The organism is Brevundimonas sp. GN22 (genome assembly GCF_054824005.1).
The window spans coordinates 1-11,736 of sequence record NZ_JSYD01000087.1 but is presented as its reverse complement, the minus strand read 5'-3'; the positions used below and the strand labels follow the sequence as shown (position 1 = coordinate 11,736).

Annotated in this window: 12 protein-coding genes and 1 pseudogene; 7 read left to right on the top strand and 6 right to left on the bottom strand. The window is 55.6% G+C overall.

All coding sequences use genetic code 11. From position 1 onward, the window contains the following. Positions 1-125: 125 nt before the first annotated feature. Both OB03_RS11995 and OB03_RS11990 read right to left on the bottom strand, forming a co-directional pair. Positions 126-1,229 (bottom strand): tyrosine-type recombinase/integrase, encoded by a 1,104-nt coding sequence (locus OB03_RS11995; RefSeq protein ID WP_461344294.1) that lies wholly within the window; start codon positions 1,227-1,229, stop codon positions 126-128. Next, entirely contained in the window at positions 1,219-1,464 is a 246-nt protein-coding gene (locus OB03_RS11990) for a hypothetical protein (RefSeq protein WP_461344293.1), read from the bottom strand. The genes OB03_RS11995 and OB03_RS11990 overlap by 11 nt, the downstream gene beginning before the upstream one ends. A gap of 1,009 nt (positions 1,465-2,473) precedes the next feature. Here OB03_RS11990 and OB03_RS11985 point away from each other — a divergent pair. Both OB03_RS11985 and OB03_RS11980 read left to right on the top strand, forming a co-directional pair. Continuing rightward, positions 2,474-2,884: a LexA family protein gene (locus OB03_RS11985; RefSeq protein WP_461344292.1), complete on the top strand. Its 411-nt coding sequence runs from the start codon at positions 2,474-2,476 to the stop codon at positions 2,882-2,884. Further along, positions 2,881-4,143 (top strand): Y-family DNA polymerase, encoded by a 1,263-nt coding sequence (locus OB03_RS11980; protein WP_461344291.1) that lies wholly within the window; start codon positions 2,881-2,883, stop codon positions 4,141-4,143. The genes OB03_RS11985 and OB03_RS11980 overlap by 4 nt, the downstream gene beginning before the upstream one ends. Positions 4,144-4,226: 83 nt before the next feature. On the opposite strand, the gene OB03_RS11975 is transcribed toward OB03_RS11980, so the two are convergent. Continuing rightward, positions 4,227-5,048, bottom strand: a complete 822-nt coding sequence (locus OB03_RS11975; RefSeq protein ID WP_461344290.1) for a DUF2971 domain-containing protein — start codon at positions 5,046-5,048, stop codon at positions 4,227-4,229. 314 nt (positions 5,049-5,362) lie between these two features. Between OB03_RS11975 and OB03_RS11970 the strand changes: the two genes are divergently transcribed. Beyond that, positions 5,363-6,091, top strand: coding sequence for an SOS response-associated peptidase family protein (locus OB03_RS11970; RefSeq protein WP_461344289.1), 729 nt, complete (start codon positions 5,363-5,365; stop codon positions 6,089-6,091). A gap of 181 nt (positions 6,092-6,272) precedes the next feature. Here the strand turns inward: OB03_RS11970 and OB03_RS11965 are convergent, their stop codons facing one another. Beyond that, complete coding sequence (locus OB03_RS11965) at positions 6,273-6,587, bottom strand: hypothetical protein (protein WP_461344288.1); 315 nt, start codon at positions 6,585-6,587, stop codon at positions 6,273-6,275. 69 nt (positions 6,588-6,656) lie between these two features. Between OB03_RS11965 and OB03_RS11960 the strand changes: the two genes are divergently transcribed. Further along, positions 6,657-6,836: a hypothetical protein gene (locus tag OB03_RS11960; RefSeq protein ID WP_461344287.1), complete on the top strand. Its 180-nt coding sequence runs from the start codon at positions 6,657-6,659 to the stop codon at positions 6,834-6,836. A gap of 123 nt (positions 6,837-6,959) precedes the next feature. Here OB03_RS11960 and OB03_RS11955 read toward each other — a convergent pair whose 3' ends face one another. Then, positions 6,960-7,859 carry a hypothetical protein gene (locus OB03_RS11955; protein WP_461344286.1) on the bottom strand — a complete coding sequence of 300 codons (900 nt, stop codon included), beginning with the start codon at positions 7,857-7,859 and terminating at the stop codon, positions 6,960-6,962. Between the two features lie 103 nt (positions 7,860-7,962). Continuing rightward, positions 7,963-8,538 carry a recombinase family protein gene (locus OB03_RS11950; protein WP_461344285.1) on the bottom strand — a complete coding sequence of 192 codons (576 nt, stop codon included), beginning with the start codon at positions 8,536-8,538 and terminating at the stop codon, positions 7,963-7,965. A gap of 263 nt (positions 8,539-8,801) precedes the next feature. Between OB03_RS11950 and OB03_RS11945 the strand changes: the two genes are divergently transcribed. The 3 genes and pseudogenes from OB03_RS11945 to OB03_RS11935 all read left to right on the top strand — a co-directional run. Next, positions 8,802-8,972 carry a hypothetical protein gene (locus OB03_RS11945; RefSeq protein ID WP_461344284.1) on the top strand — a complete coding sequence of 57 codons (171 nt, stop codon included), beginning with the start codon at positions 8,802-8,804 and terminating at the stop codon, positions 8,970-8,972. A gap of 82 nt (positions 8,973-9,054) precedes the next feature. Then, positions 9,055-11,277, top strand: coding sequence for a CHAT domain-containing protein (locus OB03_RS11940; protein ID WP_461344283.1), 2,223 nt, complete (start codon positions 9,055-9,057; stop codon positions 11,275-11,277). 120 nt (positions 11,278-11,397) lie between these two features. Further along, positions 11,398-11,594, top strand: a pseudogene (locus tag OB03_RS11935) (IS5/IS1182 family transposase); the annotation flags it as partial. Positions 11,595-11,736 lie beyond the last annotated feature (142 nt).

The following is an 11,736-nucleotide window of genomic DNA, read 5'->3' as shown; positions in this document are numbered from 1 at the left end:
GCTGACGTTCTACCTCTGAACTATACCCGCTCATCCAGCGAAATCAGCATGTTGAGAACCTTGCTGCGGAGCAAACCGTTGCGGTTTACAGCGCGGTTTACACATGTGTTCGCCGGATGTTTCCCTTAACGGCTTCCCTCAGCCCTCGCAAGCTGCTCCGTAACCGCAGCCACAATCTCTCGACGGTTGACGTAGCGCCTCATGATGACCTCGACCTTGGCCTCGCTCCAGCCAACCAGCATAGCAACCTGATTGTTGGACAGGCCCGCCTTCAGGAACCGAGTCACGGCAGTTCCACGCAGGTCATGCAGCCGCTTTTGCACCCCGGCCTTCTTTGCGGCACGCCAGAAGGCTTGCGTTGCTGAGTCCGGCTTCCAGGGCGTTCCCTTCTCCGTCACCAGCACAAAGCTCGAAGGCACTCGACCCTCTTTGATCTGCGCCTCCCTGATCGCACGCATTTCCTCGATCAGAATGCGTGCTTCACCATAAAGGGGCACCACAGCAGTCTGCGTGAAGTTGCTCTTGCTGGTTGGGAACTCGATGCGGTCATCCTGCACATGGTCCCACTTCAGGCTTACAAAATCCTCGCGACGCATGCCTGTTAGTGCAGCCAAGATGATCATTCGGCGAGCATGTTCTGTGACGTGCTCCAGGACCGCGTTAAGTTCGCTGTCCGATACAGTTTCTTCTGACCGATCCACTTTATGCAGCTTCTTGAAGCCCACCACAGGGTTCACCTCGACTAAGCGCTCCTGCACGCCATAATTGATAACTCGGCTAAGCACGCCCACGAAGTAGTCAGCCTTTCGGGGTGTCGTAGCCATGCCGTCGCGCCACTTTTTGAAGGTCGATCGCGCGCTTTCCGTTTTAAGCAGCTTCAGGGGCAAGGTGCCGAACTCAGCATCGATCTTGCCCAAAACTCGTTCCCACTCCTTGCGCGTCGAGGATCTGAGGCTTTGCAACCCGTCCTGGTCAGCACGATATCTCTGAATAAGATCGTGCAGCGTCATAACCTTCGGAGCCGGCTTTTCGGCTTGTAGCGCATACTTCTTGATGAGGTCCGTAGCAGAAGCGCGTTCCAGCCTCGTGGCCTCCTTGATATCTGACCCGCGATAGGACGCCAGCAAGGGACCGCCACGATAGGCATATATATAGAGGGTGACATCACCGTTGGTGTGCCGCTTCGTTACCCGGTGAGTGTTGGGCAGAGCTGGTCTCTTAGTGGCCATTACGAACGCTCCATTCGGCCATTTCGCTTTCGAGATCAGTAGCGGTGTCTGCAGCCGAATCCGGGGTCAAACCCGCCATATCGTCAAGCCAACGATCAAGGCTGCACCGGTCCCACCGCTTTGCGGGTCTGGCACCGCTACCCAAGTGGATAGGCATCACCGGAATGGTGTTCAGAAGATAGGGCGTCACGCCCAGATAAGCCGCAGCTTCTCGCGCGTTCAGAAGGCGTGGCATGACAGCGCTGGCTCGCGAATGACGCGAGGAAGTTCCGCTCTCGGCAGAGGCGGAGTCAAAAGACAGATTCAAGTGTGAATGCTCTTTTACGGGGCTGCTCTCGGCGCAACCCAAAACCGTAGCCGTCTTTCAACGGTTGACTGCCGGAGCAGTAGCAATCGTCTCGGAGATACCCCGATCCAATCGAAAGGCTTTGCTAGCCCATCGGACGACTGACGTCAACCAACCATATGAAACTTATGGACTTGCTCGGTCCGCGCAATGCACTATCCGTAAGGCTTGGTGCATTGCGCGGAGTTCATAAACAAATCTGCAACCGACTACGATACCAATCTGAAAGTCGACGTCGTTGTTCTTATGGATACGGCACCATTAGAAAAAACTGCTGCCGCGCCTTGCGGCATCGACATCGACGCTAAAAACAGAGGCGTTGGATGCACAACCAATGCACAATCTGCGCCTGGTCAGGCCTTTTTGGTCATCGCGGTAGATCGCTCTGCCTTGCTACGCCCTGCCTCCCAAACTAGTCGTGGTGCTGGTTGATCTTGAACAAGGTGCCAGGTTCCGACCAAGGTCGTCGGGTTCAAGATATATGCACCCGGGTCTTGGACGTCATTGTCCACGCAATAACGAACACCAGCTTCAATCAGAAAATCTTCGTGGCCTTTGGTTCGCTCCGTTAGCACTCCTTGAGAATAAATCACTGCGTGATCAGCACTCGGTGCATATATCGGCTCATACCTGATCAGCTTGTCTCCTGCCCACGTTGTTAGGACGAACTGCATTGGTCACCTCCTTCTTTTGAATGGTCAGAGTCTAGCGGTTCGGATTCGTGCAGGTTGTGGCTAATGCGCGGGCGCTGTCGGCGATCTTCGTTGTCTATCCACACCCTCACCAAGCCCACCCACAGCAATTGGAACAAAATCAGAACAATACACGTTGCGCGCACGCCGCGTTGAGGCGTAGAGCGGGCTTGGGTCGGTTTTAGGCGTTAGCTCTGAGCCGTGTTGTGCAGAAAATTTTGATCCCCCTGATGGGGCCTTCGGTGTGCGCGGGGTTTCCGTCGCCCGCCGATGATTATGTCGAGGAAGCCCTCGACCCCGCCCAGTTGCTCGTGACCAATCCGATCAGCACCTTCATGTGGCGGGTGTCCGGAAACAGCATGCGCGACGCAGGCATTCTTGATGGCGGCTATGTCGTGGTTGATCGGTCGTTGAAGCCCCGTTGCGGCGACGTTGTGATTGCCGTCATCGATGGACAGGCAAGCGTTAAACGACTGAGCCGTTCTTCTGAGGGGACGATGTCTCTGCAGTTCGCCAATACCGACATGCTGCCCCTCAAGCTCGATGAAGCATCAGAAGCCAGCATTTGGGGCGTGGTGACATGGTCTTTGACGCCCCATCGTGCGGTGGTTCGATGACTGCGCGCTCCTATGCTCTGTCGGATGGCAACAGCTTCTATTGCAGCTGTGAGCGTGTCTTCGATCCCTCGCTTGAAGGTCGCCCCGTCATAGTCCTGTCTAACAATGACGGCTGTGCTGTTGCCATGACTCCGGAGGCAAAGGCCCTCGGCGTTAAGATGGGATCGCCGTGGTTCCAGATCCGCGACCTATGCAAACGGGAGGGCATCGTCGCTCGCTCGTCCAACTACGCGCTCTATGGTGACATGAGCAGACGCGTAAACGAGGTCTACAAGACGTTCTCCTCGGTGGTTGAGGTCTATTCGATCGACGAGTCCTTCTTAGACTTCAGCGACGTTCCGGATCGCTCCGCGCTTGCTCAGGAGATGCGTCGGACAGTTAAACAGTGGACGGGCATTCCGACACGTGTCGGCATTGGTCCAACGCGTGTGCTGTCCAAGGTCGCCAACAACCTCGCCAAAAAGCGATTGGAGCTAAATGGCGTCTGCGACCTAACCGATGAAGCCCTCCGTCGTCAGCTACTGCCCTTGTTGGACATCGAGGATGTTTGGGGGATTGGTCGCGCCTCTGCACCTAAGCTACGTGCGGTGGGCATCGAGACGGCAGCCGATCTTCGAGACATGCCTCCGAGGCAGGCGCGCGCCATGCTGACTGTGGCGGGCGAAAAGCTGGTGCGTGAGCTGAACGGCATCCATTGTGACGATCTGGAACTGACACCACCGGTCCGGAAAGGGATCGCCGTGACCCGATCTTTTGGCAAGCCGATCACCACCGTCGAAGAGATGATGCAGGCGACCGGTTTCTACGCCACGCGTGCGGCTGAGAAGCTCAGAAGACACCGTGTCCTAGCACCGTCCATCCGGGTGTTCATGCACACCTCGCCCTTTCGAGAAGGTCCATCTCGCTCTGTGGCCAAAACGATAGGCTTCCCATCCCCTACTTGGGACACCCGTGACTTGGTGTCGGCAGCGACAAGGGCAACCAAGCTGATCTGGGCTAACGGGTTTCAATACGCGAAGGCCGGTGTGATGCTGGATGGACTGACAACGCCAGAAGAAACGCCACGCTCGCTTTTTGATGCGCAAGACCCATCCAGAGAGGCCCTTTTAAGCGCGCTGGACAGCATCAACGGCAAGTTCGGTCGCGGTAGCCTCTACCTTGCACGAACCGGCCATAACCCTGCTTGGAAGCTCCGTAGCGACCTAAAGAGTCCGGCCTATACCACCGACCTCCGCCAAGCCCCGTTGGCACGAGCCTGAGAATGTAATGGTCACGTAGGACAACGAAGTCGTGGAAACTGCGGTGTTTGATTAGGTCTCATTCGTGCGTCCACTTCAGTGAATTACGCGGGCACTATTTCTAAATCGAAAGTCTTTTGCGAGGGAACTGCTCGCATCAGTTCGATTTCTCGTCCTGCCACCCGCTCCCGTAACCATTGCTCGTCAGCAGGTGAAATCTTGGCACCAAAAATCAGTCCTGTGATCACGTTCGGATCAAATCTCAGTCTCGAACCGGCGTTTTCACTACCGATCAATCGCCACTCCTGCTCGTAGGCCCAAAACTCTGCCTTAGTGCACAACGCAATCAACGTTTCAGTCAGTGGAGTGTCATGAAAAATACGTCGGTGCTGCGGGCGTTCTTTCTGATACTGAACCTTCAAAAGGGGATTGAGCCCTCCCGTCACTTGCTTCGAAGTGTCAAACTTTAGCGCAATTCCGCGATGGTGGTTCGCATAATGAGACCACATAAGAATGTTGGTGTGGTTTTCCGCCATGCAGAAGACGCCCAGGTGCTTCATTTCTTGGGCTATGCTTTGTCGAGCCAAATCGCGAAGCTCTTCTGGCGTCATGACTTTCAGTGCCAGCGCCAACATACCTCGGACTTCTTGAGGCAACTCGTCCTGCAGAGCACTGACCATCCGTTCAATAAAAGCGTCACCCAGCGAGGCCATTTCCTCGCGGGAATTTGGGGTGACTGGCACCGGGAGGCAGTCGAAGGGGTCGTTGAAGTCATTAGGGCTGGGCAGAAACGCTACACCTGACAGCAGTTCTTCTACACGCTGTTGCCAAGTCGGAGACTGGCCGGTGGCAAGGCTCAGATACTTGTAGAGCGGCCTATTAGGAACTGCCTTGATCTGGGAGAGGTCGAATTGGTCGGCCTTCATGCCACGCCTTTTACAAGCCCAATGACTTATCGCCTCATCTCATAGCTCTGACCCAACTCACGTATCAACGATTCTTGTTTTAGCCGAAAAATAACGGGCCAGAGAGCGGTTCAGATGGCCTTGAGCAGAAAGCCTAATCGCATCGCCTCAGAGCGCTCCAGCACCTATTAGAATGGCTTCTGAAGCATAGCTGGCGGGCGCATTGTGGTTAGAAAGGATGGAGCAGCGCAATGTGGCGGGCCTCTGCTCCTGCAGCCGCCTCTACCCTCAGAAAACGATCCATGATGTAACAGAGTTCCCGGAGTTCATGCCTCATGTGCAACCTCTACACACAGAAGCTTGGCCCAAAGGCTCTGATGACAGCATCAGGCGCTGAGCGCTCATTAGTCGGCAACCTGCAAACCGGCGATGTCTATCCCGACTACGAAGCTCCGATCGTCAGAACGGGCGCAGATGGTGTCAGAGAACTTGCGCTTGCTCGCTGGGGCATGCCCTCATCCAAGAAAGCGATTTTCGATTCCGCGTCGAAACGGGCTGGCAAACTCCGCGCCAAAGGCACAGAGATCGACTTCGACGAGTTGCTGCGCATGGAGCCGGACAAGGGCACGACAAATGTCCGCAACACTTCTTCACGTCACTGGCAGCCTTGGCTAACGCCGGAGCACAGATGTCTGGTGCCCTTCACAGCTTTCAGTGAGCCTGGGCGAGTGAATGGCAAATATGCTCCGGTGTGGTTCAAGCTAGATAGTGAAGAAGAAGACCCTTTGGGCTTCTTCGCTGGCATCCACCTTCGAGACTGGGGTGGCGTTCGGAAGATCAAAACCGGCTGGGAGGAGATCGACCTTTTCGCCTTCCTAACCACGGATCCGGTCGAGCCTGTGAAGTCGGCCCATCCGAAGGCGATGCCGGTTGTTCTGAATACAACTGATGATCAGAACCTATGGATGAGTGGCGACTGGGATGAAGTCGCTCACCTGCAATCCAACGAAGCATTAAAGACCCAGCTTGTGCGCTTCAGTCGAGATCGGCTGCCGTCAGTCTGAGCTCGTCGAGGAAAGAGCTGCGAAAGCTTCGTCGTCAGCGTGGCTATGCCATTCGGTGAAGAACTGAAACGGATCTTCCAAATAATCAGTCTCGCTGCACAAGAGCACCTCGAGGCCGTCCTCGTCTGGATCTGTAAGAGCATCGGTCAATGTCTGTTTGCTGGACATAACACCACCTCTATCAACGAGGGATCGCCGAACTGGTCTTTCTGGCTTCAGACAGCTGACGCATAAACTCAAACGTTTCGTTCGATACCGGCTTCAGAGCTTCCGGCCTCGCTTCGATGTCCCAGGCAATAAGATCTAGGAAAGCGACCATAGTGCCGCCCACCTCGTCCTGATCTATCTGATCTAAGCCTGCCATTGAAGCTTCTCCACCTCTGAAGCGCCAAAGCGCTCGTTGATGGCAATCATGAGCCGGATGAACAATAGTAGGCAAACGCTGACTATTGAAAACGATCGGCTGCTGACATCGACCGATTGCGAGGAACGACAATAGTCAGCGTTTGCCTACTATGGTTTCGTCGGCCAGACTTACCGAAGGTCTAATGTTCGAGACACTGCCATGAGCGACAAAGACACTCCTGCGCCCCAATCTGCTACTGAAACGCCGGCAGCAAGCGAAAATGCAGAAAAGCGCCAAGCCCTTCTCGACGCCGCCAAAAAATCAATGTCCGAGAACGACACCCTTTTCCGGAGGCTTGCTGAACTGGAAGCCAACATGGCCAGTGATCAATCGGTCTGACCTGAATGCCTTTTTAATCCGACCGCGATCAGACGATCGCCTGGATATAAGGGATAGAGCCAAAATTAGCGGCTCACTGAATGGACCCGGGTGACTTAGGCATATCCCTGTCTAGGACTTCGGTTATCCGATCGGCGTCAGACCGAAGTCCGTGTAGTTTTGCCCGGGCCGAAGCACTGCGTTGTTGGCTGTGGCTCGCTTATACCAATCCTTGCCCATGCGCCGGACGCCGTGGGTCGCGGCAAATGCTTTCCCTTGGATCTTCAGAGCAGAACCCAAGCGCCATTTGTTGATGTATCCGGTCCAACGGACGGGTGTTTGTAGGGCTTGCGTATCAAGTTGGCGTGCGGACCCACCACCGCGCCATTCACCACCAGCAGCAATCAGGGCTTGTCGGAAGGCTTTATAGGCCTTTGCATTTGAAGGCAGAAGGATAGCCCCATGGATGTGCACTTCACCGAGGTCTGAAGCTTCGACCATGAAGAAGTGCTCTGGCACCGGAAGGTCCAAGTCGTTTGCGGCTTTCTTCAAATGACGGTTGATGCGACGCAGTAAGTGAGTGCTCAAACCTTTAGGATCAGCAAGGCCGGCTTCGATTACCTCTGTGCCTAATCGCAGCGTCATAGTGCGTGCGCCTTGCTCGTTCATGGCTAGGCACCAAGCCAAAGCTTTGAGGCGATCACCCGTGTGGTCCCAGTGTGGCATCCACATGGTCTTGACCCAGTCGTTTAGGTCACGATGCTGTCTATTGGCCTTCCTGTCTTCTGCCCTTATCTTCTTCCAGTCCTTGATGTAGAGGGCCTCTCTTTTGATAACTCCACGACCTTGTTTGGTGGTGAGTTTGATAGAGGCCCCAGCCTTCAAAGAATCCCGGATTTCCTGGAAAATGGCGGCGTCTTGGTGGACCGAGTTGCGAGGCTCGACGTGCACATTTCCCGACTGAGCGGCAGCCAGTTTCGAGCGAATGCGAGCTTCTCTTTGCGCGATCTCTAGTGCCTCCTCGCGATCTATTGCGAGGGCCATATCTAGGGCAGGGACGAGGTGCTTACCGGCCTTTTTGGACTTTGTAATTATAGATGATTGGGACACGACGCGCACTCACTATTCCTCACCGAGATAGCGGGCATCACGTTGTTGCGCCAGTGCCATTAGTAGTGCTCTTGACGCGGTAGACGCTGGCACGGCCAATCCCGAGTCGCTTGGCGACTTCAGAGGGACCGATGCCTTCATCGAGCAAGCGTTGGACCTCGGCTTCGTCGATGGTCTTTTTACGACCGCGATAGACACCGGCGGCCTTCGCCTTGTCGATACCCTCACGCTGGCGTTCTCTGCGCAGGTCAGTTTCGAACTCCGCAAAGGCCGCAAGCATGTTCAGCATGAGGCGACCGCTTGAGCTGCTGGTGTCGATCGCCCCTTGTTGCAAAGCTTTGAAGGCAACCTGCTTGGCTGTCAGGCGGTCAATAATGTCACGGAGATCAGACATGGATCGTGCGAGGCGGTCCAACCGGGTCACGATGAAGGTGTCGCCCTCACGGACATAGTCCAAAGCATTGGCAAGCTCAGCACGCCCGTTTTGGCTGGAGCCGCTGGCCTTCTCGACGAATAGTTTGTCGCAGCCGGCTTCGCTCAAAAGCTGTCGTTGCACATCGAGGTCCTGGCCGGATGTGCTGACGCGGGCGTAGCCAACGATCTTGCCGCTCATGGGGACTGTCTCACTAGGGTCTAGACCCAAACTTATTAGCGTCCCGAAATTGGGAAGCCAACCCTAATGAGACAGGCTTTCTGGCGTGGCGAGACGTCTCGCTTGGCTATACCCTTGGAAGACTACGAGCAGCAGCGGAATATGCTGAACAGTTAATCTCGCATAACGCCGAGCTTCTAGGCTGGCAGAGCGCTACAGAACTGATAATAGGACCTTCTGAACCTAGGCCTGATACCCCTTGGCGGATCGATATTCACCGCTACGTGCGTGACTGGCCCACCAAGCAGTTCAAGGTTGAGGTCGTGATCGACGGCAAATCCACAACCTATGAGAAACACTTGAAGGGGGCGGATACCCATGCCTGGACGGCCTGGCTTCTGAACCGAGACCGCTCGGCACCGACACCTTTCGGAGAGGTTCAGATCTCGCCCTGAGCGAGACTCCCTCTCCACCTCTCACAAAACTGTAACGCTCCGCTCCAAGCCTGAAAGATATGCTGTGCCACCTCTCAACCCCATGAAGATCAGCTATGTTCTCGTCATGCCTGACGGGGATGATGATGGCACCACCCCATTCCAGGGGTTTGGCCGCGGTTGGACCGAGTTGCTTCCTTACCTCCAAGGATTGGTCAAGCTGCCGTCGGACATAGCGGAGAACTCAGTTCCGATAGACGTCCTAGTGTCGCAGCGGATGGGCGGCGCACGAATGATGGCTTGGACGCCCTTGGACATCAGCGCTCTGGAGCAAATCACAGCTCAGCAGTTGGGATTCTTTGTGGTCCTTTTAAGCGCTGATCCCGCTGTGGCCGACCGCATCGAAACCTGGCGGGCTGCTCAGGAAATGAATCCTCTTCACGTCAACAACCCAGGCATCCCCGGAACTGTTGCGGCTGACACCTTCGATGAGGCCCGTTTGGTCGAGCATCTAAGAGATACCCTCGCCCAGCATGGATCCCGCCTCGATACCGCTATTCGTGCCTTCATAGAAGAGAAGCTCGCAAGCTGGACAACTCGCGCACCTGAACCCACCGGCCTTAAGCTTGACGGACACAACGCACTGAGCGGTAGCCAGATGAGCCTTATGCGCGCTGGACGTGACTTCGAGGAGGGCGAACCCTTTCTAGGGAAAAAGGAAAGCGACTACGACTTCAAGATCCTCGAAACGACCCGTGCGGTGTTTCACGCCCGAAAGCGCGCGGGTATCAAAAACATTCACCGTCTTTACTTAGTGCATCCCGAGATCTGGCTGGTAGAACCTGCCCTATACCGCCCCGTCTATCGCCGGGTCGATGCGCGCAAAGCCCCTGACAGAATTTCGGCGACCGCTATTCGGATGCTCCAGAAGCAGGAAGGCTTTCTTATACCTGGTCTGGATCTAGCGGCCTTCAGCCAGTCGCCCTCCGCCCAAGGCATTTTCCAGATCCGAATAGAGGAACTGCATCTGTTCATGGCCTCGGTCGGGTTGGCCGCTTCACAGACAACATCAGCGGTTATGCGGCTGCGTCCTGGCGTCAACCGGGTCTTCCCGAAGCTGTCTGCCTACGCCCGAAGTGTCCGATCGGAAAAGGCCGAATCCAAACACAAGGCCCGTCGCCTCTTTGCAGAAATCCAAGATCAGCTGAGCGTCACGATCGGGCCGGAAAGGATGGCGTTTCTGAACAACGAGGTCTCGGGACCGATTAAGATTATCGCGGAACCGCCGATCGAGTGGCTTCCGATCCGCGGCCTTCCCCTTATGCTGCGTCACCAGTGCTCCCGCATTAATCCAACGCCGGGCAATCTAATGATTGGACAGCTCGCGACCAGCGAGCCGATCACCGTTGAACCTGCGACCCTACAAAAGGTGTTGGTTATCTCGTCGTTCGAAGATGGAGACCCCCTGCGTAACCTCATGCGGGACAGCATCGAGGACATGGCACCGATGCTGGCTGGCAAGATCAAGGTCAGTTTCGTCAGCGTGTCCACGGTCGAGGCCTTCGCCCAAGCGTTGAACGATTTTGAAGGCGCGATCGTGATATTCGACGGCCATGGGACCCTCGATGGCGGACACGGCGTCGGTGCCCTGATGATTAACGGACAACCGCTTGACGTCTGGAGCTTGCGTGGAAGTGTCAAGCCACCCCCCATCGTCCTGCTGAGCGCATGCGACACCCATGGGGTCGACGCCTCATCGCATGCGACGGTCGGAAATGGGTTCTTGGCACTCGGATCCCTGACCGTCCTAGCGACCCTTCTCCCCGTCGGGGGTGCCGCAGCAGCAACCTTCATCGCCCGGCTGCTATTACGCTTGGCAGATTTCTTGCCGGCAGCGCTCTCAGCCAAAAAAACAGTCCTGAACTGGACCGAGGTCGTAACTGGGATGCTGCGCATGACCGTGGCTAGTGAGATCTTGGATGAGCTCGTCAATAAGCCCGACGGGGTCTTCACGCCCCGAGGGCAACTACAAGCAGCAGCAAATAACTATATCAACTTGGGGCTACCCGACTGGTATGAGCGCCTTCTAGTCGATATCGCAGGTCACAGGGACCAGACGGTAGAGGTGGTCACTCGGTTAGCCGAGCAGATCGTCGCCAGATGCGAGGCCATCCGATACGTGCAACTCGGACATCCTGAGAATATCCTGATAGACGACGGCAGTATTCGAGCCGCAGTCCTGCCAGCCACTATGCCGGATCTCGGCAAAGTTGGTGTTGACCCGGTCGATACAGCCTTCGAACCTTCCGACGAAATAACAGCATAAGCCCCTAGCTTTGAATGAAGCCGTTTGGACCCTGCTAGAGTTTCGCGGTATCTTCTTTAGGCTCAGGGTCCATTTATGCGATGCACGCGATTTGATTCAGGCTCTTGAGGGGGCTGGATCATGAGCGACCTGTATTGGCTGAAGGACGAGCAGTTAGCTCGGCTGGAGCCCTTCTTCCCCAAGAGCTACGACGAGCCTTGCGTTGATGACCGCCGGGTGTTGAGCGGGATTACCTACATCAACCGTAATGGTATGCGTTTGCGAACGCCCTGGCGGCTTACGCCCCTCACAACACCCTCTACAATCGACAGAACCGACCACCAGCCAAAGCCCTATAACCGATTTACAGATCAATAGAGTGCTATTGATTTTATTGGGCCGACCAAGGGGCGTTTTACAGTTAAATCATTGTTTTTCTTGACTTAAATGCAGCTTGGGAAGCTGACGTTCTACCTCTGA

Coding starts and splice junctions, on each gene's coding strand:
- OB03_RS11990 (WP_461344293.1), bottom strand. CDS start 1,464: ATGCCACGCCTTCTGAACGCGCGAGAAGCTGCGGCTTATCTGGGCGTG.
- OB03_RS11955 (WP_461344286.1), bottom strand. CDS start 7,859: ATGGCCCTCGCAATAGATCGCGAGGAGGCACTAGAGATCGCGCAAAGA.
- OB03_RS11940 (WP_461344283.1), top strand. CDS start 9,055: ATGAAGATCAGCTATGTTCTCGTCATGCCTGACGGGGATGATGATGGC.
- OB03_RS11970 (WP_461344289.1), top strand. CDS start 5,363: ATGTGCAACCTCTACACACAGAAGCTTGGCCCAAAGGCTCTGATGACA.
- OB03_RS11980 (WP_461344291.1), top strand. CDS start 2,881: ATGACTGCGCGCTCCTATGCTCTGTCGGATGGCAACAGCTTCTATTGC.
- OB03_RS11995 (WP_461344294.1), bottom strand. CDS start 1,229: ATGGCCACTAAGAGACCAGCTCTGCCCAACACTCACCGGGTAACGAAG.
- OB03_RS11950 (WP_461344285.1), bottom strand. CDS start 8,538: ATGAGCGGCAAGATCGTTGGCTACGCCCGCGTCAGCACATCCGGCCAG.
- OB03_RS11960 (WP_461344287.1), top strand. CDS start 6,657: ATGAGCGACAAAGACACTCCTGCGCCCCAATCTGCTACTGAAACGCCG.
- OB03_RS11975 (WP_461344290.1), bottom strand. CDS start 5,048: ATGAAGGCCGACCAATTCGACCTCTCCCAGATCAAGGCAGTTCCTAAT.